The sequence below is a fragment of the Paenibacillus albidus genome (assembly GCF_014644435.1).
In the GTDB taxonomy this organism is placed as follows: domain Bacteria; phylum Bacillota; class Bacilli; order Paenibacillales; family Paenibacillaceae; genus Paenibacillus_AQ; species Paenibacillus_AQ albidus.
Map to the genome: position 1 here is coordinate 1 of NZ_BMKR01000036.1, position 25,653 is coordinate 25,653.

25 protein-coding genes are annotated in these 25,653 nt (G+C 44.3%); 8 read left to right on the forward strand and 17 right to left on the reverse strand.

The genetic code is table 11. From position 1 onward, the window contains the following. Position 1: 1 nt before the first annotated feature. Genes IEY53_RS36385 through IEY53_RS27275 form a run of 5 tightly spaced genes read right to left on the reverse strand, consistent with a single transcriptional unit; the run spans position 2 to position 3,647 of the window. A complete protein-coding gene (locus IEY53_RS36385; protein ID WP_505820367.1) occupies positions 2-253 on the reverse strand; it encodes a DUF6198 family protein in 252 nt (83 codons plus the stop codon). A gap of 9 nt (positions 254-262) precedes the next feature. Beyond that, entirely contained in the window at positions 263-1,702 is a 1,440-nt protein-coding gene (locus IEY53_RS27260) for a glycoside hydrolase family 1 protein (RefSeq protein WP_189030617.1), read from the reverse strand. A gap of 18 nt (positions 1,703-1,720) precedes the next feature. After that, complete coding sequence (locus IEY53_RS27265; RefSeq protein ID WP_189030620.1) at positions 1,721-2,068, reverse strand: PTS sugar transporter subunit IIA; 348 nt, start codon at positions 2,066-2,068, stop codon at positions 1,721-1,723. A gap of 26 nt (positions 2,069-2,094) precedes the next feature. Then, positions 2,095-3,324 (reverse strand): PTS sugar transporter subunit IIC, encoded by a 1,230-nt coding sequence (locus IEY53_RS27270; RefSeq protein ID WP_189030622.1) that lies wholly within the window; start codon positions 3,322-3,324, stop codon positions 2,095-2,097. A 14-nt stretch (positions 3,325-3,338) separates the two neighbouring features. Then, complete coding sequence (locus IEY53_RS27275; RefSeq protein ID WP_229696398.1) at positions 3,339-3,647, reverse strand: PTS sugar transporter subunit IIB; 309 nt, start codon at positions 3,645-3,647, stop codon at positions 3,339-3,341. Between the two features lie 159 nt (positions 3,648-3,806). Between IEY53_RS27275 and IEY53_RS27280 the strand changes: the two genes are divergently transcribed. The 6 genes from IEY53_RS27280 to IEY53_RS27305 all read left to right on the forward strand — a co-directional run bounded on the left by IEY53_RS27280 (position 3,807) and on the right by IEY53_RS27305 (position 11,506). After that, complete coding sequence (locus tag IEY53_RS27280; protein WP_189030626.1) at positions 3,807-5,711, forward strand: BglG family transcription antiterminator; 1,905 nt, start codon at positions 3,807-3,809, stop codon at positions 5,709-5,711. A 74-nt stretch (positions 5,712-5,785) separates the two neighbouring features. Beyond that, positions 5,786-6,370, forward strand: coding sequence for a TetR/AcrR family transcriptional regulator (locus tag IEY53_RS27285; RefSeq protein ID WP_189030628.1), 585 nt, complete (start codon positions 5,786-5,788; stop codon positions 6,368-6,370). A gap of 100 nt (positions 6,371-6,470) precedes the next feature. After that, on the forward strand, positions 6,471-6,818 hold the full coding sequence (locus IEY53_RS27290; protein WP_189030630.1) for a DMT family transporter: 348 nt from the start codon (positions 6,471-6,473) through the stop codon (positions 6,816-6,818). Between the two features lies 1 nt (position 6,819). Further along, positions 6,820-7,134: a DMT family transporter gene (locus tag IEY53_RS27295; RefSeq protein WP_189030632.1), complete on the forward strand. Its 315-nt coding sequence runs from the start codon at positions 6,820-6,822 to the stop codon at positions 7,132-7,134. 567 nt (positions 7,135-7,701) lie between these two features. Next, positions 7,702-9,792, forward strand: a complete 2,091-nt coding sequence (locus tag IEY53_RS27300; RefSeq protein ID WP_308424262.1) for an RICIN domain-containing protein — start codon at positions 7,702-7,704, stop codon at positions 9,790-9,792. 544 nt (positions 9,793-10,336) lie between these two features. After that, positions 10,337-11,506, forward strand: coding sequence for an MFS transporter (locus IEY53_RS27305; protein ID WP_189030636.1), 1,170 nt, complete (start codon positions 10,337-10,339; stop codon positions 11,504-11,506). Positions 11,507-12,082: 576 nt separating this feature from the next. On the opposite strand, the gene IEY53_RS27310 is transcribed toward IEY53_RS27305, so the two are convergent. From IEY53_RS27310 to IEY53_RS27350, 9 genes are all read right to left on the reverse strand, one after another. Continuing rightward, the gene (locus IEY53_RS27310; RefSeq protein ID WP_189030638.1) at positions 12,083-12,562 is read right to left on the reverse strand and encodes a PTS sugar transporter subunit IIA; all 480 of its coding nucleotides are present in this window, start codon (positions 12,560-12,562) and stop codon (positions 12,083-12,085) included. Between the two features lie 21 nt (positions 12,563-12,583). Beyond that, entirely contained in the window at positions 12,584-13,453 is an 870-nt protein-coding gene (locus IEY53_RS27315; protein WP_189030640.1) for a MurR/RpiR family transcriptional regulator, read from the reverse strand. Positions 13,454-13,499: 46 nt separating this feature from the next. Continuing rightward, a complete protein-coding gene (locus IEY53_RS27320; RefSeq protein ID WP_189030641.1) occupies positions 13,500-14,549 on the reverse strand; it encodes a DUF871 domain-containing protein in 1,050 nt (349 codons plus the stop codon). A 40-nt stretch (positions 14,550-14,589) separates the two neighbouring features. Beyond that, on the reverse strand, positions 14,590-16,026 hold the full coding sequence (locus IEY53_RS27325) for a PTS transporter subunit EIIC (RefSeq protein WP_189030642.1): 1,437 nt from the start codon (positions 16,024-16,026) through the stop codon (positions 14,590-14,592). A gap of 2 nt (positions 16,027-16,028) precedes the next feature. After that, complete coding sequence (murQ, locus tag IEY53_RS27330; protein ID WP_229696389.1) at positions 16,029-16,961, reverse strand: N-acetylmuramic acid 6-phosphate etherase; 933 nt, start codon at positions 16,959-16,961, stop codon at positions 16,029-16,031. 254 nt (positions 16,962-17,215) lie between these two features. Continuing rightward, on the reverse strand, positions 17,216-19,777 hold the full coding sequence (locus IEY53_RS27335; RefSeq protein ID WP_189030643.1) for an ABC transporter permease: 2,562 nt from the start codon (positions 19,775-19,777) through the stop codon (positions 17,216-17,218). Next, positions 19,774-20,451: an ABC transporter ATP-binding protein gene (locus tag IEY53_RS27340; RefSeq protein WP_189030644.1), complete on the reverse strand. Its 678-nt coding sequence runs from the start codon at positions 20,449-20,451 to the stop codon at positions 19,774-19,776. The genes IEY53_RS27335 and IEY53_RS27340 overlap by 4 nt, the downstream gene beginning before the upstream one ends. A gap of 106 nt (positions 20,452-20,557) precedes the next feature. Then, the gene (locus IEY53_RS27345) at positions 20,558-21,475 is read right to left on the reverse strand and encodes a sensor histidine kinase (RefSeq protein ID WP_189030645.1); all 918 of its coding nucleotides are present in this window, start codon (positions 21,473-21,475) and stop codon (positions 20,558-20,560) included. Between the two features lies 1 nt (position 21,476). Beyond that, positions 21,477-22,154, reverse strand: a complete 678-nt coding sequence (locus tag IEY53_RS27350; RefSeq protein ID WP_189030646.1) for a response regulator transcription factor — start codon at positions 22,152-22,154, stop codon at positions 21,477-21,479. Between the two features lie 152 nt (positions 22,155-22,306). On the opposite strand from IEY53_RS27350, the gene IEY53_RS27355 reads away from it, so the two are divergent. Further along, the gene (locus IEY53_RS27355; RefSeq protein WP_189030648.1) at positions 22,307-22,639 is read left to right on the forward strand and encodes a hypothetical protein; all 333 of its coding nucleotides are present in this window, start codon (positions 22,307-22,309) and stop codon (positions 22,637-22,639) included. Positions 22,640-22,716: 77 nt separating this feature from the next. Further along, positions 22,717-22,854 carry a hypothetical protein gene (locus IEY53_RS27360; protein ID WP_189030650.1) on the forward strand — a complete coding sequence of 46 codons (138 nt, stop codon included), beginning with the start codon at positions 22,717-22,719 and terminating at the stop codon, positions 22,852-22,854. Positions 22,855-22,881: 27 nt separating this feature from the next. Here IEY53_RS27360 and IEY53_RS27365 read toward each other — a convergent pair whose 3' ends face one another. From IEY53_RS27365 to IEY53_RS27375, 3 genes are read right to left on the reverse strand one after another with little or no spacing between them, the layout of a single operon-like run. Then, entirely contained in the window at positions 22,882-23,694 is an 813-nt protein-coding gene (locus IEY53_RS27365; protein WP_189030652.1) for a metallophosphoesterase, read from the reverse strand. Beyond that, a complete protein-coding gene (locus IEY53_RS27370; RefSeq protein WP_189030654.1) occupies positions 23,691-24,662 on the reverse strand; it encodes an ABC transporter ATP-binding protein in 972 nt (323 codons plus the stop codon). Before IEY53_RS27370 ends, IEY53_RS27365 begins: the two co-directional genes overlap by 4 nt. A gap of 16 nt (positions 24,663-24,678) precedes the next feature. After that, positions 24,679-25,653, reverse strand: a complete 975-nt coding sequence (locus tag IEY53_RS27375) for an ABC transporter ATP-binding protein (protein WP_189030656.1) — start codon at positions 25,651-25,653, stop codon at positions 24,679-24,681.

The following is a 25,653-nucleotide window of genomic DNA, read 5'->3' on the forward strand; positions in this document are numbered from 1 at the left end:
CTTACCCGATTTGGCGATTGAAGTGACAGCGACAGTTTCTTAATTGCCTTCTATATAGAAGAAAAATAATATTCAACAAAAAGCTTGTAAGGCCTAAACTAATTCCGAAACTTTTATGCAATCCATCTAATAAAACGGTTAATGTATCGGATCCTATATTACATTCTATAAATAAACTAACTCCTATAGCGCTAAAAACCATAGCAAGTACTAAAATAAATAATCGTTTACCAAATTTCCGGAAAATAGGCATTGCGAAACCTCAATTCAAGTTTTCTCCATTAGAAGCGATAACTTTTTGCATCCAGTAAAAACTGTCTTTACGGATTCGCTTTTTACTGCCTTTTCCATAATCATCTTGGTCTACGTAAATAAATCCATAGCGTTTACTCATTTCCGAGGAAGAACAACTAATAATATCAATTGGTCCCCAAGCATAATATCCTCTTAAATCTACCCCATCTTTAATAGCCTCTTTCATTTGCTCAATATGAGATCGGTAATAGTCAACCCGATAAGGATCATGGATCGAATGATTCTCTTCTAATTTGTCATGGTAGCCAACCCCATTTTCCGTGATATAAATAGGGCACTGATACCGGTCATAGAACAGGTTAAGCATGGTGCGAAGACCGATAGGATCAATCGTCCATCCCCATGAATTGGCCGGAAGTTCAAAATTGCGGTAAGGTCCTGTTTTGTTTTTCAAACTTTCTTCATCAAAAATGCGCGTATAATAGTAGGAAAATGACATAAAGTCAGCCGTATTTCTCAATGCTTCTTCGTCGCCTTCCGCGAATTCAACGGTAATATTATTGTCGTGGAAATAACGGAAAGCATAGCCGGGATAATATCCGCGCAGTAACACATCGGAGAAAAAGTACTCCATTTGATTATTGCGCACGGTGGCGAACACATCCTCCGGTTTGCAGGTAGCCGGATAAGCCGGTCCCCCGCAGAGCATCATCCCGATTTGCAAGTTGGAATCCAGGCTTTTGGCATACTTCGTGACCAAACCGCAAGCTACCATTTCATTATGCACACCTTGATATTTGGCGGAGGCTAAATCATCCACAACATCTTCCGCAATGCCCAGATGGTTAAAGGATTCATGAACAATTAAATTGATTTGATTAATAATAATCCAATATTTCACCTTTTTATGGTACCGATCAAGAATCACTTGGCTAAAGCGGACAAAAAACTCGATCATTTCTCTGGAGTACCACCCTTTATAGGCCAGGGTCAAATGAAGCGGCATTTCATAATGGGACAGGGTGATCATCGGCTCCATCCCGTTCGCTATAATTTCGTCGATCAGGTTATCATAAAATTTCAAACCTTCTTCATTCGGCTGCTCTTCGTCGCCGTTCGGAAAAATTCTTGTCCAATTGATCGAGGTGCGAAAGGTTTTAAGTCCAAGTTCGCTCAACAATTTCAAGTCTTCTTTATAAGTATGATAGAAATCGATTCCCCAACGCTTGGGAAAAATCCGCTCTTCGCTTTGAATAGCTTCTTTAATATAGTCCGTAGTCAGTTCTAAATTGTACTTTTTCTCTAAAGGAATTTTATCCGTAAATTCATTGATATCCGCTACGCTTAACCCTTTTCCGTCCACATCATAAGCGCCTTCTGCCTGATTGGCAGCGATGGCTCCCCCCCATAAAAAATCGGCTGGAAATCCTGATGGATTATTTTTCATTTTTATTACTTCCTCTCTTTATTTATTGGTCATTTCTAATTGGGTCAGCCTCTGATGAAAGCTCTCGAAAATGTCGATTAACCGTTTGGCCAGATTAATTTCACTATAAACCGTCATTAACGTGTCTTGCGCATGGGCAAATAAAACCGAATACTCTCCTTTTTCGCCTTGTGTTTCTTTTTGTATAGAATTGGTTTGTACGCGGTGGGATTTTACAATTTCAGCGTTGGCTAATTTCATCTTATCCTTAGCCCCATCAAAGTCGCCTTTTTCAATATCCTTTAATGCATCCATACAATATTTTCTTGCTTCCCCTGCGTGTAAAATGATTTGCATCGCATTCTGGGCCACTTCTTCCGAGGTCATAATAAAGTCTCCTTAACAGATTAAGATTATTTGTTTTGCGCCAATTCTTTTTCTAGTTCTTGCTTTTCGTACGTTTTGAAAAATGGATACCAAATAAGAGTTGATACTGTTACACAGATTAACATTAAAATAATTCCTGTAATGGCTCCTGTTGTAATCCAAGTTGAAATGGGAAAAGGAGCGTACCACATATCGAAAACAACTTTTGGTATTGAAGCAAAGTGAATTACTTTTGTCCCTCCCCAAACAATTGCCGGTAAAATTAAACCAATTAGCCACATGGGTAACATCATTAGTGGATTCCATACTACAGAACCGAATACTATAGGCTCATTGATATTAAATATAGAAGGTACAAAACATGCGCGTCCCAGTGCTTTTAACTTAGCGCTTTTTGAAAATGCATGCATAATAACCAGAGGCAACGTACAGCCCACGCCGCCTACAAACAAGTATGCCGAAAAAATCGTTTCCGACGTTACGAGATTATGCGCCCCCAGGGTCGCGTTTGCAGTAATGGCCGCCAGAAAGATCGGTTTGGTGACAGGGGTTAACACCCAGCTGGAGATCCCCATGGAATATAAGAAACAGTATAAAAATATAATCAGCATGAATCCCCAAGGCGTCTCTACCACGCCCGCCAACGGCATAAAAATATTTAAAATGATGTTGTATATTTCAACATGAACGATATCGACCAACACCCAAGCCATAACCAAGGTGATCCCGATGGGAAGCATGGAATCAAACCAGGATCTGACAAAGTCCGGGATGACGGAATCTTCTTTGAAAAAAGAGAATTTTCCGAACAAACTCATGATATAACCGGTGAAAAGAGCGGCTATGATGGCAACGAACATGCCTCCGGTTCCCAAAGAATTATGAGTAAAACCAACCGTACCGTCCTTTACGACCTGGGGAGTAACAATGATCAGAAACGTAATCATACTGGTGCATCCGGCAATAAAGCGCTGTTTTCTTAACTTCTTCTTCTCCATCAAATTAAACGGAATCAGAAAAGAAACCAGCAACGAAAGCATCCCCATCGTCCATCCAAACGGAACCCAGAAATTAGGGTAGTTTTTGATTTGATAGACATCACCAGGTATGGTCAGAAGGCAAAATACCGATCCCAGAAGAATAAAAGGCAGTAATTGCATGACGGAATCCTTGAGGGTTACGATCCAGACATTGTTATTGACTTTATTCATCTTCGGAGAGAAGTCGTTTTTAAGCCATTCCATTAATTTGTTCATTTTTCTTATCCCCTTTAACTGTTCAGCTCACTCAGCAAATCATCCAAAGCCGCTTCCCCATCCAAAGTGGAATAATAAGAAGACTTCATTAAGAGCACCTTGACATCGGTACCTTTGGTAAGCTCGTTGATATCATCCATGATATAGGCCAAGTGGGGACCGACTAATAAAGCATCAATATCATTTATATAATTTTCAATTTCCGCCTCCCCTCTGGCTTTGATGTCCATATTCAGGTTCCGCTTTTTAGCAGCCTTTCTAATATTGGCAGCCATAAACCCGGAGCTTGCTCCCGACCCGCAGATTAATAAAACGTTTAGCATTTCGCCTGTATTTGACATTTGTAATCCTCCCTGCTATTTTTTATAATCAGAATGTGGTAGCGCTATCATTCTTACAACCAAACTATATTACAATTCCAGAACCGGTCTCAAATAAAAAACTGCACCCCTACGATGCAATCTTTTAAAGGAGGAACTGCTATGAAACCTCAGTACGTTGATTTAATTCAATATTTAAGTTCCTGCAACCATTGGATTTCATCACAATATTTAGCCAATAAATACGGTGTGTCTAAACGTACCATCAAATCCCATATCAGTGAAATTAATCAAATGCACCACGAGTTAATCCTATCATCAAGTAAAGGCTATAAGGTCGATACGGAACAGGTAAACGCCTTTCTAACTAAAGAACAGAATGCCGTTCCGCAAAATCAATCCGAAAGAGTGGCTTTTATTCTGAAAAAACTGGTGCAAACCACTCAACCAATTTATATGTATGATTTAAGCGACTCTCTGTTTATCAGCGAATCAACGCTTAGGTTAGATTTAAAACTGATCAAGGAAAAACTTATCAAAAACAATCTGGAATTGAGCATGGTTAAGGATCATCTAGGTTTGCGAGGCAAAGAAAAAGACAAGCGCAAATTAATGAGCCGCATTTTGTACGAGGAGGCCAACGGAAGCTTTATTGATATTGACAAACTCAAAGGATTTTATCGGGATCTAAATGTAGATCACATTCGAAAAGTTGTGGTTGAAACCTTTTCTTCCCATCACTTTTTCACCAATGATTTTTATTTAACCAATGTGATCATCCACATCACCATTGCATTGGACAGAATGAAACACAATTTCCAGTTTTTAAATAAGACCGTGAATTATAACACCGACAACGCCGCATATTTAATCGCTAAGGATATTTCCTTTAAATTGGAATCTTATTTTCACGTGCAATATTCAGAAGAAGAAATCGCAGACTTGGCGATCTTAATTTCATGTAATGGGACAAACATCAACTTTACGCAAATTGAAGTTAGTGACCTGGAACAGATCGCCGGGAAAGACTGTATTGATTTGGTCAGCGAAATCGCATCTGACTTGAATAAATATTACTACATCAATATTGCCGATGCCGATTTTATTACACGTTTTACGCTCCATGTCAAAAACCTTTTGATGCGATTACAAAACCATCATTCGATAAAAAATCCTTTAACGAATACGATCAAAAGGGAATGCCCTCTTATTTACGATTGCGCTGTTCATGCTTCCCATGTGATTAAAGAAAAAACTAATTATCGAATTAGCGATGATGAAATTGCTTATTTGGCTTTTCACTTGGGGTATGCTATTGAATTGCAGCGGCAAACGAATGTGAAAATCTCATGTACGGTATTGTTTCCGCTCTACTACAATATGAATGTGCAAATGATCAATAAATTACAGCAGTATTTTGGCGACGATATTTCAATTCATTCGATTGTTACGGACGAGAGTGATTTAAATTATGCAACGAGCGATCTTATTATTTCTTCCGTCCAATTGCACAAAATTCCGGAAGCCTCCTATGTCGTGATTACTCCGTTTTTTATTGAAAATGATCGGGAAAAAGTATCGAATAAAATATTTGAATTAAAAGAGCAAAAAAAGAAAAATCAATTTAATCTCCATCTGAAATCTTTTTTGGATGAAAGACATTTCTACCACTCCACGACAAAATCCGAAAAAGAAGAGGTTTTACGGTTCATATGTAATATCATGAACCGGGATGGTTATACAGACGATGATTTTTTCGCCAAAATTATGGAACGGGAAGCGATATCGTCTACTGCATTTGGGCAAGTGGCCCTTCCTCATGCAATAAAAATGGAATCCCGCAAAACAGGCATGTTTATTTATATAAATCCGAATGGTATCAAGTGGGATACTTCTACTGTGAAAATTGTTTTGTTAATCACCCTCAGTGAGGAGGATCGAAAAATATTCCGCGACGTATTCGATGCACTCGCCACCATATTGACGGACGATAATAATGTGAATCTGCTCTCATCTCTGGATCATTTCGATGTTTTTATCAATCAATTAATCACCTGCTGGGAATAATTTTTTGACAGTATAATCGCATTCTCATATAATGAATGACAATCATTCATGTTCAAGAAGGAGGGGAATGAATATTGGTAAACTTATCTGATGGGAAATACAATCTCATATTAAATGCGGCTATTGATGTCATCACAGAAAAAGGATACGATAAGACGGTCATTTCAGATATCGTAAAAAAAGCAGGTGTTGCACAAGGAACGTTTTACTTATATTTCTCATCCAAAAAAGCGTTAATTCCAGCGATTGCAGATAATCTCCTGACCATTACTTTTAGTAATATCAAAGAAAAAGTTCAAGATAAAAGAAGCTTTTGGGAGGTGTTGGGTATTGTAATAAACGAAACCTTTTACATCACCGATTCATACAAAGAAGTCCTTGTTCTTTGTTATTCCGGTCTTGCTATTGATCATTCCATGGAAAAATGGGAAGAAATCTATTCTCCTTATTATGATTGGCTTGAAGATATATTATTGAAGGCCATAAACAATAATGAGATCATCAATGATCTTCATCCAAAATGGACGGCCAAACTTCTCATAAATTTGATTGAAAATGCTGCCGAACGATTTTATATTGGATTTGAACAAGAAGAACCTCTGGATGTATTTAAGACTCGAGTATTTAATTTCATAAAAAGATCTTTATGTAAAATATGAAGAAGTATTAGTAATTCTGCATTCTTTTGTAATGATATGACTGACATTCATTCATTATTTTTGTGGTGACTTTTATTATTTTCGGAAAGGATCATGGTCTATGAATAAAAGTTGGATTTTCGTAATTTTAACTTCTCTTTTTGAATTATTTTGGGTGTTTGGATTTAATGTTGCCGATACTTGGTGGCACTGGGTTATCATTATTACCGTTATTATCATCGATATGCAGTTTCTTTCAAAAGCATGTGAATCATTGCCGACAGGTACTGTTTATGCCATTTTTGCTGCAGCAGGTACAGTAGGTACGGCTCTAATGGACATTATTATTTTTGAAGCAGAATTTAGTATTGCAAAAGGTCTGTTTATGGGGATTCTGGTCATTGGGGTTATTGCATTGAAACTATTCGATAATAAACCAGAATCCAGATCAGCAGGAGGAGATCATTGATATGGGTTGGATATTCGTTTTTATTGCTGCTCTATTTGAACTTACTGGTGTTATCGGTTTAAAAAAATTCAGCCAAAGGAAATCCATTTTGAATATGATTATGTTCTTTGGTGGATTTGGAGGTGCTTTTGCTTTTCTATACACTTCCTTTAACTATCTTCAAGTCAGCATTGCCTATGCTGTTTGGATTGGAATAGGCACTTCCGCTGCGGTTCTGGTAAACATGATTTTTTTCAATGAATCAAAAAGTATTGGGCGCATTATAAGTCTCATTATCATTGTTGTCGGTGTTGTTGGACTCAAAGCAGTTTCATAATACCCCAAAGCTTTATAAGTCATTTGCAGCCAGGTTTATGGCAGATTTCAGTTACAGTAACAGGCAAAAACTTTGGCGTAAACTACATGAGGACGGTAACTGCAAGAACAATAGGATCCTCCTTCCGTAAAATCTCCAAAAATAATCTGTGCCCCTTCCAGTGTTTCATTGGCTGAATTTCCGCTGCTTTCACATCCAGAAAGTACATCACTTATTCTGTTCAACTGTTCATGGAACCTTGGACTACTTAATTCCTATTTTATTTTTCCATTCTTGATTTTCTTTTCGAATTCCCTGAATCTTTTTAATATCAACATATCACTAAATCTTTTTAAATTATTTATTATTTGACGACAAAATAAGCCTTACTTAGACACCACGTTCGGACTAATATTAGCTTAAGAAAAAGGGGGTAATTTCCATACTGCAAAATATTTATCAGTTGAGGGAGGGATAAGCGAGAGCTAGTAAAGTAAATGAAAAAACTACATCCATCCAACAGAATGTAAGCGGTTAAATTAATGGAAAACGAAGGGAGATTTGATCCATATGCAGCTGATCCACAAAATGAGGAGCCATAAAATTGTTACTCTGGCTATTGTATTCGCTTTATTGTCGGTGATCGTAGGTAGCGGCAGTGTTTTCGGGGCGGCAAGTTCATCCACTACCTCTAACACCACAAGGGTATCTGTGCATGACCCTTCGATTTCCTATGATGCTTCCACGAACAAGTATTATATATTTGGCTCACACCTGGCGCAGGCATCAAGTACAGATCTGAGGAACTGGTCCTACATGGGGACACAGGGCTACACGAACACCAGCTTGTACGCCCCTTCGACTTTTGAAGGCTATTATTATATCAAGAACAAGAACAGTGGATTATATCTGGATGTAGTCAATGGCTCGGCGACTGACGGCACGAATATTCAGCAATGGTCGTATAATGGCTCGGATGCGCAGAAGTTCAGAATTATGTATTACGGAAGCGGGGATTATTACATCCTTACAGGCAATTCCGCTTATACAAGCGGTTTTGACGTCTTCGAAGGATCTACCGCCGACGGTGCCAACATTGATCAATGGACGTACTGGGGCGGCACTATGCAGCTGTTTAGAATCCAGCAAAATGCCGACGGAACGGTTGCGTTCCTAACCAAGGCATCCAACTATACTGCCGCAATTGATGTAGCGGACGGCAGCACAGCGAATGGTGCGAACGTCCAGCAATGGAATTACTGGGGCGGCGATATGCAGAAATGGGAGCTGGTCAAGGCAGGGGGAACCGGCAACTCCGCCAGAATCGCCGGAGCAGCATTAAATTCTGCGCTCGCGGTGCCTTTTGCCTGGGCCGGGTATAACGATCAGGACAGTTCAGGCGGACAATCCGTATGGGCGCCGGGACCGGTGTATAATTCTTCGTATGTGTGGGCAGACGGATCGACGGGAGCTTATATGCTCTACTATTGCACCTCCTCGACGTATATCCGTTCGGCTATCGCCTACAGTGTATCCAAGTCGGTCTCCGGACCTTATGAATATGTCGATACCATTGTCTATTCCGGCTTCACTAGCGGCAGCAACCCGATTACAACGACCTCGTCGTTAGGGACCAAAACGGTGGATATATGGTTCAAGAACACCAATATCCCCGAGCTGATCGACAACGGCACCTTATCCGGAACCAGAAGCGGCTGGTTTAACAGCAGCGGCGGATTCAACAACACCAATTTCCCGAATGCGATAGATCCGGCACTGGTGTATGACAACAGCGGCAAGCTGTGGATGAGTTACGGCTCCTGGTCTGGAGGCATTTATATTCTGCAGATTAACCCAGCCACCGGCAAGCCGTATTACCCAGGCTCCGACAATGGCAATGTCGACCGTTATTTTGGCAAGCGGATTGCCGGAGGGTACGGTAAAACGGGCGAAGCTCCTTACATCGTCTATGATTCCTCATCAGGCTATTACTACCTTTACGTCACTTATGGCGGTTTGGCCAATGCGGGCGGGTACCACATCCGTCTGTACCGCTCGACCACCATCGACGGAACCTACACTGATGCCGCCGGCAATTCGGCTGTCTATTCCTCCGCTTCCGTGGACCAGTCGGGTTACGGCATCAAACTGTTTGGGAATTATAACTTATCGGGAACTAGTCAGGGGTATAAATCGGGTGGCCACAATTCTGCACTGATCGATACGGACGGCAGGAGATATCTGGTGTACCACACCCGGTTCAATAACGGCACCGAGGCGCATGAGGTTCGCGTACATCAGCAATTTATGAATCAGGACAAATGGCCGGTTACTGCGGTGTATGAATTTCTGGGCAGCAGTATCGCCTCCACCGGGTACAGTGCCAGTGAAATGGCGGGGACCTATCAATTCATCAACATGGGATTGGATGCTTCTACGGCCAATGTTGGCATGCTGACCACCCAGAGTGTGACCCTGAACAGCAATGGAACCATTACCGGTTCTGTGACAGGCACATGGTCCAACACGTCAGGAACCTACTACTGTACGATGGTCATTGACGGCGTAACGTATAAAGGCGTGTTCTTCAAGCAGCGCAATGAACTGTCCAGCCACAATGAAGTAATGACCTTCTCCTTGATCGGTACGAACAACAAGTCGATTTGGGGTTCGAAGTAAAATGTAACCCGATAAATAGCCAGAAAAAAAGACACCTCTAGGGCCTCTAGGGGTGTCTTTTTTGTCGGGGGATTGATTATGCAGAACTGCTGCCCTCTTCACTCTATGTCGATTTGATCTGGAGGGAGGAAGAACATACGCGATATTTTATCAGAGTTAATCTCCCGAACTGTAGAGGAAATATGGAGCATGATCCCGTTAGGCTTTAGAGCCTCTACAATCGTTGGGATCTTGTTTCCAGGAATGCGAGATGCATGAATACTGAATAGTAGCTGTTACGAATCAGGATTTAGAATCCATAATTTTCTGAATCTTTGTTTGTGTATTCTGAATGGTAGGTTCGATATCTTGATTTGAAAGCTCAACAGGATGCCCGCGTCTCCCGTGGACAGCGTGATGTACGTATCGTCCGGCATCATCGAAAGCACCACGACTTTGATATCAATATAGTGTTATTAATTAATCGATAATTGCTATTTAATATATTTTTTTATCGTTATAATGCTATTGTGAAGTGATTGCACAAATTGAGGAGAGAACAGAGATGGTTACGTTATTACTGATTATTATTTACCTCGCATTTATAGGTCTCGGATTGCCTGACGCCTTGCTTGGAAGTGCATGGTCTATTATGAAGCTTGATATTGGTGCCACAACAGAAATGGCAGGTTATATATCGTTAACGGTTTCATTCTGTACGGTTGTATCCAGTTTATTTGCAAGCAGATTGTTGCATAGATTTGGCACAGGAAAGGTAACATTGTTCAGTATCCTATCAACAACGATTGCCTTATTTGGTTTTTCTTTCACAAACGAGTTCTTATTCTTTATACTTCTGGCGATTCCTTTGGGATTAGGCGCTGGTTCTGTAGATGCAGCATTAAGTAACTATGTAGCGCTGCATTTTAAAGCCAGGCATATGAGCTGGTTGCATTGTTTCTGGGGGATTGGAGCAATGACGGGACCTATTGTAATGTCATTTTCGCTGGATAATGGAAATAACTGGCGTATGGGATACCTTACTATAGGGATAGTACTTACTATCATAGCTATAATATTATTGGGATCGCTGTCTTTGTGGAAGATTTTTGAGAACGGTAAGATAGAAGAAGGCGGCGAGAAGACGCTCATCAGTAACAGAGAAGCCTTACGAATCAGGGGTGTGAAAATGTCCATGGTCTCGATGCTTTGTTACAATGGTTCGGAAACAGCCGCTGGTCTATGGATGGCATCCTTCTTTATTGAAAGCAAAGGAATTTCTCCTGGCACAGCAGCAGCCTTTTCTTCCCTATTTTATATTGGAATCATAATAGGACGTATTTTTTCCGGATTTCTCTCGACTAACTTATCAAGTAAAAGCCTGATACGATACGGTGGGTTAGTTGGCTGTGTCGGACTTCTGATTCTTATTTTACCGGTTCCATCTTGGGTTGCTGCAGGAGCATTGCTCATTGTGGGACTAGGTGGAGCGCCAATCTATCCGAGTATTGTTCATGCCACACCGGAACGGTTCGGGGAAAAAGCTTCTTCGAGTGTAATTGGACTCGAAATGGCAAGTGCTTATACAGGTTCTACTCTGATACCTTTATTAATGGGGTTTATTGCAAGCCAATTTGGTATGTTTATGGTACCCATTATTTTGCTTCTACTTTTTAGTATCATGTTTGTATCTTCAGAAATGGTTAATAGAGTTTACAAACATAAGCTTGTATAAATATATAGCGCTAGTGCAAGGTCTCAATACTCCAGCCCATGCCGCAAATGCGTGCGACAGCATCCAACCCGCACAACTCTCGCTCATATAGCGTGGTTAAGACAATTGTTGACTGTGCGATTTGGAGTAGGCCCCTCTGCGGACACGATGAGGTCCCTTCACGATTTATCCGCGGCTGATGCGGACAGGAAATCCGTTATTGGGGAGGATTCGTCTATTCAGCAGGACAAACGGACAGAGATTCCGCTAATTGTCCTATCTGCCTTCATTCTAGGCTCAAACGAACGATATAACGGCTCCTGAGTCCGAAATCGCCAGGAAAGATGACTTTTTCACGAAATAGGGTCTTCTCTGTCCGCTTCACTCCGCTGATGGAGCCCAATCCTCCTGCACCGCCTATTTCATCTGAAGCTTCCAAGATATCCACATTTTTTGGGCATTGCATCATTTCCTAAATGACGAAAAAAGCTCAATTTCTCAGAATTAAATTGAGAAATCGGGCTTTTTTATTTGCCTTAACGTTGTAAATTCGCGATTTGCTGGTGTTACCCCTATCTCACTTCGCACTCATTTTGTCTAATAATAAACACGTAGTACAGCATCCTCTTCCTGCAAGCCTTCAATCCGCTGAACCTTCTCTTGGCCGCCTGGCACAATTACTGAGGTGATATAGGATAATCCTGCTTCTTTAATCTTGGCTATATCAAATTCCAGCAGCAGTTGACCCTGTTCAACCGTTTGCCCTGTTACAACATGGGACACAAAGCCCTCACCTTTCAGCGATACAGTATTTACCCCGACATGAATGAGAATCTGAATACCATCTTCATTTTCCAGCAAAACCGCATGCTTGCTTTTATTCATAATATGGGCTACTTTACCGGAAAAGGGGGCTCTCACATCGCCTTTGACAGGTTGAACAGCAAATCCTTCCCCCATGGCTTTCGTGGAAAACGCTTCATCCGGTACTTGCTCAAGACCCACTACTTGTCCGGGGACCGGGGAGATAATATCCAGGGTATTTTCTTCGATTTTGTTTTTTCTCCAGCCAAACATATCCTTCTCTCCTCTCTAAAGTTATGTCTCCGACAAGTTTTTCAGTTCATTTGTCGCCTTACGGGTTCTCGTAATCTTATCGATAGAATCGTTAATATTAATTGAAGCGTATGCATAATACAGCACATCCACGACAAAAAACTGGCTATGCTTGGAGCTGGTCGCTGCACTTCTTACCTTTGCTTCAGGAGCAAGTGAAGTGAATAAATTAAAATCGCTTATATCCGATAACTCGCTGCGGCCAAACCCCGTAAAGCTAACGGTGGTCAATCCACTTTTTTGGGCAAATTTCATCAGCTGCAGCACCTCCTTGGTAGCAGCGCTATACGAAATCCCAATAAATACGCTTCCTTTCGGTGCATTAGCCATACTCATTGTGAGTACATGGATATCATGAAACGCATATACGTTTTTCCCCATCCGCAGCCATTTTTGGGCAATGTCCTCTGCAACCAACGCCGATGCACCAATACCGTAGGCAAATATAACGGGGGCCTTGTACAAGCTGTGTGCCACTTTTTCAATCATTTCTACGTCAAGCTGGCCTACTGTATCCTTAAGTGACTGGATCACGTTGGACAAAATTTTATCGACTAACACCGTCGTATTTTCATTTTTATTCAGATCGAAGTAACCTGTTTTTTGCCCCTGAGCCAGATCAGCAGACAAGGCTACCTTTAATTCGGGGAAGCCCTTTAGGCCTATCGAACGGCAAAAACGCACAACCGATGCACTGCTGGAAAGAGAACGTGATGCCATTTCCTGCACAGACATAAACATCGCTTCATCCGGAGCCTCCAGTACAAAGCGGGCTACCTTCTGCTCGGATTTTGTTAATTTGGGCAGCACATTTTCAATTCTCGATAAAATTTGCCCCACTCCCACACCCATACCAGCACCTCCATTATCACGTGAACAATAAAATTATACCTTAATACTATTCACTATAGGACGCTGTGGCAAGAAATCGAAAGGGATGCCGGCTCTTATGCAGAAACGGCAGCAGAGGAATATCTCTTCGGGCGACATACCCAATTACGTTAACCCGTTCATCGGCAGGCAAAGGACGGAGTACAATTTGAAATTCACCGCGATACCGTAAATATTTATCATTATCGATCGTTAGGGCTCCGATTGGACGTTCCACGGTATGCTCCGGAAGAATACTTCCTCTAAAATGATGCCGAGCTTCCTCGGAACGAATTACGTCACGTGCTATATCCGGACGGTTATGGTGGACAGCTTCCCATACATGTGACGGTCTTTGCTTCTCAACGCCCAATAACACGGTCCCCTCATTCCAGGCAAGAAATTGCTGCATCGTCCAAGGGCTTACCGATAAATCGCCAATGAGAACATGATCCACAAAACACTCGTGCACCAATTCCAAGTAGCCGGCAAATGGAGACATATGACGATGTTTCTCCAGGCTTGGCAGCCCCTCATGCAGCGGGCCTCTTAAATCTCCGTCTCCAGGAATAAAAGCCGCAACGGTTAAGTCTTGGGATTGTAACCAGCGATTCTGGTTCTGAAAAGCTGTCAGTTCAAGACCTGTCTCCGGTCTTGGGTAATAATTGTGCCAAGCCTCTAAGGAAGCGAAATTCGCCTGCTGCTCGCGTAAGCCGTCCAAAAACGCCTGATCTATCGTACTTGCATTCAGAGCAACACGCCACTCGCGGGACAGTTGGGCAATTTCAGCAATCTCCATACCGTTATCAATTCTTAATCCCGTAACACCGCTAGCCTTCAACTGCTGTAACGAGAAATGGTTAAAGGTTCTTGGAGACACATCCACCATGAAAAGCATATTGTGTCTGAGGGCAAACTCTCCGATCCGTGTTAGCGGCTCCAGCAGCTCCCGTGGATCCTCCTCCGGAATCTGCAGAGAAGTAAAAATAGAGTTGAATCCATTTTTTTGCATATAGCTCAAATATTCCATTGTCTTATCAAGACTCTGCTCAGTTAGTGACACCAATACTCCACTCATGTTGCTAACACTCCTTTTCATCGGATCGTTGTTTATTGTCTCAGGCTTCCTTTGGTTCACGTGCTTCTTTTGGCGTACCGAACAAATAGGTGCAGATAAATCCAAAGATATACGCTGTAACTAAACCCAGCAGGTACACCCACCATTTACCGTCAGCAATCAGCAGCAGCATTTCAATGCCCGACGCGCCAATGGACATGGCCCCTACATTGCCAAAATATCCAATGACCGCACCACCAAATGCCCCGCCCAGACACGCAGTTACGAATGGCTTACCCAAAGGAAGGGTTACGCCATAAATCAACGGTTCGCCAATGCCAAGCACACCTACAGGCAAAGCTCCTTTAATAATACCCGTAAGCTGCTTGTTCTTACGGCGGATCCAAAGTGCCAGTCCCGCACCTACCTGACCTGCCCCAGCCATGGCCAGAATCGGAAGCAATATGGTCATCCCTGTCTGTGCAATCAATTCGATATGAATGGGTGTCATGATATGGTGCAGACCAAGCATTACCATAACCAGCCAGATTCCACCGAGGAAAAAGCCTGCAAACGCCCCGCCTACAGATAATATCCAGTTAACGGCTATGAGCAGATTGTCAGCAGCAAACCCGGCAAAGGGCATGATCAAAAAGATGGTCAGCAATCCGGTTGCTAGTACACTCAGAAACGAAGTAACAATCAGATCGATGGAGTTAGGCATAATTTTATGCAATCTTTTTTCAATCACGGATAAAATCCAAACCGCCAACACAACACCAATGATCCCGCCTTGCCCGGCAATCAGAGGTTCTCCCGTAAATAAATTGTGGATAGGCAGTTCCGGCTTCATACCGGTGAGAAGAGTCGCACCGCCAATAACACCACCTAATGATGGGCTTGCACCAAATACTCTGGCAGAGTTGATGCCCACAAAAATAGCCATATAGGAGAAGATGCCGTTTTTGATGACATTGAGAATTAGGTTAAATTGCGCCCAGCCTTCACCGGACAGATGTCCCGCTGTAATGAAATTGCCAATAACGGAGGTAATCCCCGCCAAGAGACCAGCCGCAACAAATGCAGGTACCAGCGGAATAAAAATGTTTGAAATCGATTTCAAGAAGTTTTTAACAGGTGTGTTGTTCCGCTGTTTATACTTCTCTTTATTTTGTGCCGCCAGCCCCGCTGCCTTCTCTTTGTCGCTTAATCCGTTTGTCTTCTCTAATGGAATGACTTCTCCCAGCTCCACTCCGCTGATGTCTGCAATCACCCGGGAGACCTTCTCTACCAGTCCAGGACCTACAATAATTTGCAGTGTTGATTCCTCGATTACGCCTATAACACCGGGAACACGCTTCAAATTCTCAATGCTCGCCAAGCTTTCGTCTCTTAAGGTGATTCGGACACGTGTCATACAGTGGGTAATCATTTCCACATTTTCAATCCCTCCCACCGTACCCAAAATGCCATGTGCTAAATCCTTTTCTTTTGACATGGTTATTCCCCCTTGTGGTGTTGTACCGCTTGACGAATAAATCCTCCCGATTCCTGCAATCTTTGCTGTGCTTCTTCAAGCCCAAGTCCCGCAAGCAGCATAACTACAGCTACCTTCACCTGATGATGACTTCTTTCATAATAAATGGAGGCTGTGTCCATATCGCAGCCTGTGATCTCGCTGATAATCGATTTAGCTCTGAGCACCAGCTTCTCATTGGTCGGCTGCACATCCACCATTAAATTGCTGTATACCTTGCCTATCCCGATCATAGCTGCGGTGGAAATCATGTTCAGCACCATCTTCTGAGCTGTTCCGGCCTTCAAGCGAGTAGAACCGGTTAATATCTCCGCCCCTGTCAAGATTTCAATCGGGTATTGCGCATACCTGCTAATCTCTGCTTTCTCATTGCAGGACAAGCTGGCTGTAGACGCTCCAATCCGGGCGGCATATTTCAGTGCGCCAATGACGTATGGCGTTCGTCCGCTGGCGGCAATTCCCACTACAGTATCATTAGGCGTCAGATTGATCAGCTTAAGGTCGGTTTCTCCTTGTTCTATTGAATCCTCTGCACCTTCTACCGCCAGTCTGATTGCTGTTTCTCCACCTGCGATCAAACCCTGCACTATGTCCGGACCGGTTCCAAATGTAGGTACACATTCTACTGCATCGAGAATCCCCATTCTTCCACTAGTTCCTGCCCCGGTATAAATCAGACGTCCACCCTGTTTAAAGCTTTGGATGACACAGGTTACTACCTTTTCGATCTCCCCCAGCTTTTCTTTCACTGCCAAGGATACCTTCTCATCCTCCTCCTGCATGAGCTTGAGTACAGATGCAGGTGATAACTGGTCCAGCTCCAACGTCCGTTGATTTCTTGTTTCCGTGGTTAAATTCTCCAGCAAAATATTCATCCTTTCCTCTAAACTAGTCATTCATCCAGTGGTCTTTGAGCCTTGTGACCATTTTCTTTATTTATGTTGTTGGACCTATTATAGCTCATATGTAATATTATTACTAGATATCTGTTAACTTCATGTAATATTATTTCAAAAAAATTTACGTTTCGCTGATCCTTTCCGGAATGCAAAAGACGGCCATACCGGGTACAATACCGGATAAGGCCGCCTCTTATAATCACTCTGTTCAGTTGGTTAGCTGTTTATCAGTTTTCTTTTCCCGTCAGCAATTACTCCGCTTCACGCAGCCGCTCCACAATGCTTTGCCTGTTGGCCGTAGAATAAGCCGCCAATGGAATGATGACGCCAAGGATCAACAGGAAAGGCAGTACGGCCAGCAGCGGCCAGATAATAAACTGATAGCTCAGAAACCACATCATGCTGCAAAGTGGTTTCACAACGGCCACAGAAAATACGATCCCGAAGAGAATGGAAAACAGGCTGGTGCCGATAACATAATACAGCCCTTCATAGATTAACATGCTCCGCAGTTGCTTCTGTGTCATCCCGATGCTTTGCAGCATGGCAAATTCCCGGCGGCGGGTCAGGATGCTGGTCAGAATGGCGTTGACAAAGTTGAGGATACCGATCAGGCCAATAATTATGCTGAGTGTACCGCCGATCATCTGAACGGTGTTCTGCATGCCGGATAGCTCTTGCTTTGAAGTTAACTTGGAGGAGTAGTTCATTACCGGTTCCCTGATTTCCGTATAGCCCTTCAGAAATTCCTCTATTGCCTGCTCCTGATCGTCGGCTGCGTTGAAGACATAGCTCATCACGGCGGGCTGTTCCACCAGTGGTTTATAGACATCCGCCGGAAGATAAAAGGTGTATGTCCCTAACGTCCGATTCGTATTGGTGACTTTAATACCAACATGACCGATAACAGTGAATTCATAAGTGTGAAGCTCTTTGGTCAAGCCAGCCTTGTCCGGAGCTATGTAATTATGAAGAATAACCTTCTCGCCCACCTTATAGTTTGCCGTTTCCATTTCCGGCCTGCCGTTGTCGTCCAATACGACTCCTTCAAGGATATATTTACCGGAGTTTAATTTGTCTGCATCCAGCTCTCCGTCAATTTGTTTCAACAGATGCAGTGGCAGCTCTTCAAGTCCATATACGTCTGAAAAAAAGTTGCCGGCGGCATCGGGAACTATGTCCTGGATTAATGCTGCGCCCGGATTGGCAGTATCCACTGTAAGTGCCGATGGATGTCCGTATAATCGCCCACCTTCTTCAAAACCAGGCTGTGCCTGTACAGCCTGAATGTAGCTCTCCGAAACTTCATTTTCAGGGCCGCTGAAATAGGGGATTTGAAAATATTCGGCATGTGCAATGATAAAGTCAGTATCATGGAACTGAGACAAATACTTGTCCATATCTATACTCCGGGACAGGGTAAACGCTGTGTTCAGGAGGATAAGACTGAGCGATAAACTCAACACGACCAGCACAGTGCGCTTTTTATTGCGCCCCAGGTTGGAGAGAGCCATACGGGGCATTTTGGCGCCGCCGGTTGACTTTTTGAGTATAGCGTGTTTTTTGACGTTTCTGTCTGAAAATCGCACAGCCTCTACCGGGGACACGGCACCGGCAATCCGGCCCGGCTTGAACGTGCTGATCAGCACAGTAATCAAGGCAAATAAGGCCGACCCGATAAAAATCCATGGACTGGGCGAGACCGTTACCGTAGTGTTAGAGAACGTGTTGGCGTTCGCCGTTTGCAGTATAAGCGGAACAAGTGATTTGCCAACAAAAAATCCGGCAAGGAGTCCAATCGGAATTCCGATGACTGACAGGATCAACGCTTGTCTGCGGATGATGCGGCGGATTTGTTTGCCGGTGGTGCCGATCGTCTTCAGCAAACCGTAAAAGCGGATATCCCGAATTACTGAAATCTGGAAAATATTGTAGATGATCAGGTAGCCGGTAAAAGTGACAAGCAGCAGCCCGGAAGTTATCGTCACGATTGTACCCGGGTCCATGCCGAAATTGCTTGATAGATAAGACCAATTGACATTGCCGCCCATATAGTTAGGCGCCTTCTTGTCAAGGGAATAACCGCTCTCGGTAATCACTTTATGAAGCTTGCTCTCCAGATCCAGGCTGTTGCCAAACATAATCGTGGCAGAAATTACGCCTGTTGAAATACGGTTCTCCTTGTAGGTATTCTTGAGCTCCGCTGTATGGGCATCGACATAAGCTCTGGAAGCAAGGATTTGACCAGCATTAAAGACCGGATCGCTCTCCCACCAGCCGGAGAGAACAAAGTCGCGCTGCACCACCTCGCCGCTGCCCCGGATGTCAAGATTCAAGGTTACGGTTGCGCCAGGTTTCAGGGGAACACCCAGCAGCTGCAAGGTATTGGAGTCGGCCATCACCTCATTTGTGGCCACAGGCTTATGTCCGCCAGCCAGCTCGATTAATCCAAGCTTCAGCGCCACATCGTCGTAATACCAGAACTCCGCATGGCGCTTTAAAAGCTCTCTGTTCACAACGTTTTCGCTTAACACACGACCATAGGCAATTTCTTTAATCAGCGGGTGACTTTTTACGCGGTCAAATTGCTCATCGGTAATGTATTTAAGTACAGCATGACCATCTCCACCGGCCTGGCGCATCGTTGCCCGCTGGAAGTTCTCCACAGCCCCAAGTGCCATGGTAAAGAGTGTTGTAAACAGCAATGCTGTCAGCGCGATAGCGATTATGGCAATAAGGTTGCGGGGTTTGTTCATTTTGAAGCTTTTACCGGATAAGTTGCGAATGGCTTTGTTGTTCTTTACTTTAATCATTTGGCATCACCGCTGGTGATTTTGCCATCCTCAATGCGGATAATGCGGTCGGCCATCTGGGCAATTTCCTCGTTATGGGTAATCATAATTATGGTTTGGCGGAACTGCAGGCTGCTAACCTTGAGCAGGCCCATAACATCCAGGCTTGTTTTACTGTCTAGGTTCCCCGTCGGTTCATCCGCCAAAATAATGGCCGGTTTCGCCGCCAGTGCCCGGGCAATGGCTACCCGCTGCTGCTGCCCTCCGGAAAGATTGTTCGGCAGATTAAGCATTTTTTTGTCCAGCCCCAGAGTGCCGACAATCTTCTCTACATAAGCCTTGTCCGGTTCTTTGCCGTCCAGTTCAATGGGCAATACAATGTTCTCATAGACATTCAGGACCGGTACCAGGTTGTAATTTTGAAAAACAAAGCCAATCTTTCTTCTGCGAAAAATAGTCAACTCCTCGTCTTTCAGGGAGAAGATCTCCTTGCCGTCCACAGTGACGCTGCCGCTTGTCGGACGGTCAAGCCCGCCCAGCATATGCAGAAGAGTTGACTTGCCGCTGCCGGATGTACCGATGATGGCGACAAATTCGCCGCTTTCCACATCAAAATTTACGCCGTCTAGGGCATGGACGGCAGTATCTCCGCTGCCGTAACATTTTTTTAGTTCCTTCGTCTTCAATATGGTCATATTGCTTTCCCCCAAAGAAATAGTCTGTATCACAGTACTCTGCAATACAGACTATACCAAAATGATCTTTCTACGATCTTTCAGAAATCTAACAGTGTTGAAAGATTTACTGCTCCATAGGCAGAAAAACCGAAAAGGTGGAGCCCACACCGGGCCGCGACGAAACCTTGATGTATCCACCTTCGGCCGCTATAATTTCCCTGGCCAAAAATAATCCGATCCCTACGCCCTCCTGCTCTGCGACATCCGGTGAGCGGTAAAAGCGAAGAAAGATTTGGCTTTGTTCTTGTTCAGCAATCCCCATCCCGGTATCAGTAATGTCAATCCGGCAAAATAAATCATAAGGGACAACTTTCAAGCTCATGCTTCCGCCACTTTCCGTATACTTTATTGCATTGTCTAAAATGTTATAAACAGCTTCTGCTGTCCACTTCAGGTCAAAGCTGGCATGGACGGAGGTATGCTCCTTCACAACCTTGATCCCTTTGCTGTCCGCTTTCGGCATGGCTTGCTCCAGCGCGGTATCGAGCAGCTTCTGCACAGATTCCGGCTTTGGGGATACCGTAATGATACCTGTTTCAAGGCGGGAGGATTTAATCAGGGAATGGATCAGAAAATGGAGCTTTTCAGCTTGTGCGGAAAGAGCCTTTACACAAGTGGAGCCTTCCTGCGGCAATTCGCATTCGCCAAGCAGCTCGGAATAGAGCAGAATATTGGCGATGGGCGTTTTCGTTTGATGCGAAATGTCGGAGATCAGCCCGCTTATTTTATTTTTTTCGGCAAGCAAATGGTTAGAGGACACGGAACAGATCGCCAGAAATTGAGCCAGTTTGGCTTCCACAGCCGATACAACGGATTCGTCATAAACCCCCTGCGCAAAGCTGCCGTCAATCGCCGTATCGATCATGTTCTCAATGCTTTTCAAGGTTCTGTCGATCCTACTGCGGTATGCGAGAATCACAATCACAGCAAGGAATACAGCAGCAGCGGCAATTCCAATACACATATAATTGAGCATGGTCATATCATTTAACGGCCCAGGTATAGCCGATGCCATACACATTTTTGATGTACACCGGAGAGGATGGGGTATCCTCCAGCTTGTCACGCAGCCTTTTTATCGTTACCGACAAGGCGTTCTCGTCCACATATTCCCCTCCATCCGTCCAGATTCTGTCCACCAGCTCGGAGCGGGAAACAGTCTGGCCGCGATTTTCGATCAGAATGCGGAGCAATTTCTGTTCGGTTTTGCTAAGCTCGACAGCAGCACCGTTTTTGCTGAACACCATCTTGTCAAAACAAAAGGAGAAATGCTCCAGCAAAACGGTGTCTGCAAGATGATGTCGGGGCTTCTTCAATTGAACGCCTATCCGTGCACGCAAGACCATTAGACTAAAGGGTTTGGTGATATAGTCATCGGCGCCCAGTTCAAAGCCGGTGACAATGTCCGTTTCCAGATCATTGGCAGTCAGCACAATGACCGGCACAGCCGTTATTCTGCGCAGTTCGGCCAATAGTTCAAGTCCGCTGCCATCCGGCAAGTTAATATCAAGAATCACTAAATCAAAGATAACAGACTCTATCTTTTTCTTAGCAACATCAATGGTATAGGCCTGTACAAATTTGACATTGTCGTCTTTGAGGGCAAGGACGATGCCATTGCTTAAAGCAATATCATCTTCGATAATTAATAAATGATGCATCGATTTTTCTCCACCATTCCGCTTCATAGTACACATGAGAATCATACCATTTTTTCAAAACCGCTCTACACATGAATTAGAAATTTCTAGGTATTGTTGAAGGCGCGGCAAAGAACCGGAATATCCGGGATATTCTCAGCTTGCTGGGTGAGATGCTGCACCATATTGTGGATGTGGAGGGGCTTTGCGTCATCTGGAGGGAAGAACAAGGTTCACGTCCGGTTATCCATGGCACAGGCAAATATAAGAACCTTGCAACCGCCGATGACGCACGGTGGATGGATCGAAGCTTATTGGAAACAGATTTCGATTTTGAATATGTCGCTGCCCTTGCTAGTCCTGTGGAGAATGGAGGCGAAGGCTATTTGTGCATGGGACCCAAGCGTAATTTGTCCATGTTCTCGGCGGAGGAGAAAGTGCTGATTGACGACATTTGCACAGAATCGGTCCAACTGCTGTGCCAAGCTGCTAGCCGGACTCCATAAGGAATTTCAACGCACCAAGAGGAACTGGCAGACCAGGGAGAGGTGAATCCCCAACGGGTGGCTTCCTGATCGGTTCCATGGATGGCGGACACCTTGGACTCATCTCAGTTAACAGCCAGATCGGGTATCTTGGCGGAGAGATGGATATCGAGTCGAGACCGGGAAAGGGAAAGGGAACTGCCATTACGCTGCGGCTTCGGTCGCAACATGGATGACAGTAAACCTCAAAGCTTATTTAGTTGTTATAGCTCCACAATTCTCATCGTATTTTCAATTTCCGTACCGGCATCCGAAGTTCTCCATTCGCTGCGGTTGCCCAAGCAAGCACAGATGAACTCGGTGCCCTGGTCCCGATGTTGCTTGCGGTAATGTACATGGCCCATAATGCTGTACCGTACCTTGTATTTGCGGCACAGGTTCAGATATTCCGTACTCCCCAGAAAAGCATTGAAGTATTCCCATTGCTTATTGGGCAGCGGAACTTTAAAAAACGGATGAGTCAACATATGAGTCACCATAATGATGTTTTTGCCCTGGTATTGCTCCAGTTCACGCTCCAGGCATTCGTAAAAAAACCGATGGATCTCCTGGTTTCCACTTCCCCACTGTACGTATAAGCTATCCTGCCAGGTTCGATCCATGGCATGCATAGCCTCGTAATCTGCAAATGTATAATTGGCTTCTCCCATGGTGTAATCATACCAGCCGGAATTTCCAATGATCACCCAATCGTCATTTAGCCTAAAAGGGCGCTCACATAGGCAGCCATCAAATGTCTGATACTCTTTGTATATTTCCCAGGTATTAGTTATCCCATTTGTTTTACTCCAATAATCATGGTTTCCGGGTACGAACAACACTGGAATACCGGTATTGTCCCGCAGCATATGCAGCACATCCAGGCTGCGATTCATATCATTTGAAATATCTCCGGCAATGATGAGCGCATCCAACGCAGCCTGCTTTACCTTTTCCAATAAGACCTCTTCAATAAATGGCTCATTGGGCAGCTCATTGACGTCCACGTGCAAATCTGAAATGATGCCAATCCTCATACCTTTACTTCCTCTCTATAATAATGGCAACTAACCTGATGACCAACATCATATACGGTTAACTCAGGAACATCCATGCTGCATTTGTCCTTCACATGCGGACAACGCGGATGGAATGCACAGCCGGAGGGAGGTTGAAGGGGGCTTGGCATTTCTCCGGTCAATACAATTCGTTCTCTTCTTTCACCCGATACAGTAGGTACCGCTGAAAATAAGGCTTTAGTATACGGGTGTACCGGTGTGTATTCAGTGGGATTGACATCAAATATTTCGACCAACTTTCCTAAATACATGACACCCACACGATCACTCATGTACTGTACAACATTTAGATCATGCGAAATAAACAAATAGGTCAGATTGCGTTGACGCTGCAGGTCCTTCAACAAATTGAGGATTTGAGATTGAACTGAGACGTCAAGTGCGGAGACGGCTTCATCAATGACTATAAATTTGGGATTCAGCACCAGTGCGGAAGCAATGCCAATCCGCTGGCGTTGTCCGCCGCTTAGTTCGTGTGGATACCTGTTCATATAACTTTGATCCATCCCAACCTGCTCAAGCACCTCGGCAATTAGACGTTGACGTATTCTCTTATCTCCCATGCGATGAATAATCAATGGCTCTTCCAGCAGCCAGCCAATCTTTTTCTTGGGATTAAGGGAGGAATACGGGTCTTGAAAAACAATTTGCAGCTCACGCCGCAATGAATTCATTGCTTTTTTCGATAGACCTGCAAGATTCTTACCTTGATAGCAGATACTGCCGCTGCTGGCTTCAAGCAATTTGACCATCATCTGGCCTGTCGTAGATTTCCCGCAGCCACTTTCTCCTACCAACCCAAAAGTCTCCCCTTCACGAATGTCAAAAGAGATACCGTCAACCGCTTTAACGACCTGCTTTTCTTCCAGCAGCTTCTGTTTTGGGACGGAATAATGCTTGGTGAGCGCATCTACTTTAACCAGCATTTATCTTCTGCTCCTTTCAGTTTTGCTGTGTGTACAGATGGCAGCGGACTTTGTGATTGACGGCCACCTCACCCAATTCCGGAACCACCGATGTGCATTCAGGCAGAACATGCCCGCAACGGCCGGCAAAGGGACAACCGCCCTTGCGCTCATGAAGCGGAGGTACCCGGCCGGGAATGGTATACAATGGCTGACCCCGTTTGCTAATATCGGGGAGGGAGTGCAGCAACCCCTTTGTATATGGATGTTGCGGCTTCGTTATTATTTCTTCGGCCGGAGCCTCTTCAACTATATATCCGGCATACATCACAATGACCCGGTCACACATTTCCCGGATGACACCAAGATCATGGGAAATAAACAATATTGCCGTATCGGTCTCCCTGTTCAGCCCTCTCAGCAAATCCAAGATTTGCGCCTGAATCGTCACATCCAGGGCGGTGGTAGGCTCGTCCGCAATAAGCAATTGCGGCTTACAGACCAGGGCCATTGCAATCATGACCCGCTGCCTCATTCCTCCCGACAGACGGTGTGGATACTCATCATAAAGCTGCTCTACTCTGGACAAGCCAACCTTGCGCATCATTTCCAGCGTAAGCTGTCTCGCTTCTTTTTTGGATAGGTTTGTATGTGTTTTTAATGTCTCGGCAATTTGCCTCCCAACCGGAATCAGCGGATTTAATGCTGTCATGGGGTCCTGAAAAATCATCGAGACCCGCTTGCCCCGGATATCCTGCCAGGCTTCCTCCGACAGTCCTGCCAGGCTCGTGCCGCCAAGAAAAAATTGGCCTCGGGTCATTTGAGCAGCTTCTGGCTGCAAACCCATGATAGAAAGAGCGGTTAAGCTTTTTCCACAACCAGACTCCCCTACAATGCCAAGCACCTCATTTTTTTGAATCTCCAGTGTAATGTGATGCAATGCAGGATAAGATTTGCCGCCAACTGTAAAGGCTACCTCGACATCCTCCATGGTGAGCAAAGCCGGACTCAT

What these genes read in the sequence shown, in the direction of transcription:
- IEY53_RS36385 (WP_505820367.1), bottom strand. Translation starts at nt 253, where the DNA reads ATGCCTATTTTCCGGAAATTTGGTAAACGATTATTTATTTTAGTACTT.
- IEY53_RS27260 (WP_189030617.1), bottom strand. Translation starts at nt 1,702, where the DNA reads ATGAAAAATAATCCATCAGGATTTCCAGCCGATTTTTTATGGGGGGGA.
- IEY53_RS27265 (WP_189030620.1), bottom strand. Translation starts at nt 2,068, where the DNA reads ATGACCTCGGAAGAAGTGGCCCAGAATGCGATGCAAATCATTTTACAC.
- IEY53_RS27270 (WP_189030622.1), bottom strand. Translation starts at nt 3,324, where the DNA reads ATGAACAAATTAATGGAATGGCTTAAAAACGACTTCTCTCCGAAGATG.
- IEY53_RS27275 (WP_229696398.1), bottom strand. Translation starts at nt 3,647, where the DNA reads ATGCTAAACGTTTTATTAATCTGCGGGTCGGGAGCAAGCTCCGGGTTT.
- IEY53_RS27280 (WP_189030626.1), top strand. Translation starts at nt 3,807, where the DNA reads ATGAAACCTCAGTACGTTGATTTAATTCAATATTTAAGTTCCTGCAAC.
- IEY53_RS27290 (WP_189030630.1), top strand. Translation starts at nt 6,471, where the DNA reads ATGAATAAAAGTTGGATTTTCGTAATTTTAACTTCTCTTTTTGAATTA.
- IEY53_RS27295 (WP_189030632.1), top strand. Translation starts at nt 6,820, where the DNA reads ATGGGTTGGATATTCGTTTTTATTGCTGCTCTATTTGAACTTACTGGT.
- IEY53_RS27300 (WP_308424262.1), top strand. Translation starts at nt 7,702, where the DNA reads ATGAGGAGCCATAAAATTGTTACTCTGGCTATTGTATTCGCTTTATTG.
- IEY53_RS27305 (WP_189030636.1), top strand. Translation starts at nt 10,337, where the DNA reads ATGGTTACGTTATTACTGATTATTATTTACCTCGCATTTATAGGTCTC.
- IEY53_RS27310 (WP_189030638.1), bottom strand. Translation starts at nt 12,562, where the DNA reads ATGTTTGGCTGGAGAAAAAACAAAATCGAAGAAAATACCCTGGATATT.
- IEY53_RS27315 (WP_189030640.1), bottom strand. Translation starts at nt 13,453, where the DNA reads ATGGGTGTGGGAGTGGGGCAAATTTTATCGAGAATTGAAAATGTGCTG.
- IEY53_RS27320 (WP_189030641.1), bottom strand. Translation starts at nt 14,549, where the DNA reads ATGAGTGGAGTATTGGTGTCACTAACTGAGCAGAGTCTTGATAAGACA.
- IEY53_RS27325 (WP_189030642.1), bottom strand. Translation starts at nt 16,026, where the DNA reads ATGTCAAAAGAAAAGGATTTAGCACATGGCATTTTGGGTACGGTGGGA.
- murQ (WP_229696389.1), bottom strand. Translation starts at nt 16,961, where the DNA reads ATGACTAGTTTAGAGGAAAGGATGAATATTTTGCTGGAGAATTTAACC.
- IEY53_RS27335 (WP_189030643.1), bottom strand. Translation starts at nt 19,777, where the DNA reads ATGATTAAAGTAAAGAACAACAAAGCCATTCGCAACTTATCCGGTAAA.
- IEY53_RS27340 (WP_189030644.1), bottom strand. Translation starts at nt 20,451, where the DNA reads ATGACCATATTGAAGACGAAGGAACTAAAAAAATGTTACGGCAGCGGA.
- IEY53_RS27345 (WP_189030645.1), bottom strand. Translation starts at nt 21,475, where the DNA reads ATGACCATGCTCAATTATATGTGTATTGGAATTGCCGCTGCTGCTGTA.
- IEY53_RS27350 (WP_189030646.1), bottom strand. Translation starts at nt 22,154, where the DNA reads ATGCATCATTTATTAATTATCGAAGATGATATTGCTTTAAGCAATGGC.
- IEY53_RS27355 (WP_189030648.1), top strand. Translation starts at nt 22,307, where the DNA reads ATGCTGCACCATATTGTGGATGTGGAGGGGCTTTGCGTCATCTGGAGG.
- IEY53_RS27360 (WP_189030650.1), top strand. Translation starts at nt 22,717, where the DNA reads ATGGATGGCGGACACCTTGGACTCATCTCAGTTAACAGCCAGATCGGG.
- IEY53_RS27365 (WP_189030652.1), bottom strand. Translation starts at nt 23,694, where the DNA reads ATGAGGATTGGCATCATTTCAGATTTGCACGTGGACGTCAATGAGCTG.
- IEY53_RS27370 (WP_189030654.1), bottom strand. Translation starts at nt 24,662, where the DNA reads ATGCTGGTTAAAGTAGATGCGCTCACCAAGCATTATTCCGTCCCAAAA.
- IEY53_RS27375 (WP_189030656.1), bottom strand. Translation starts at nt 25,653, where the DNA reads ATGAGTCCGGCTTTGCTCACCATGGAGGATGTCGAGGTAGCCTTTACA.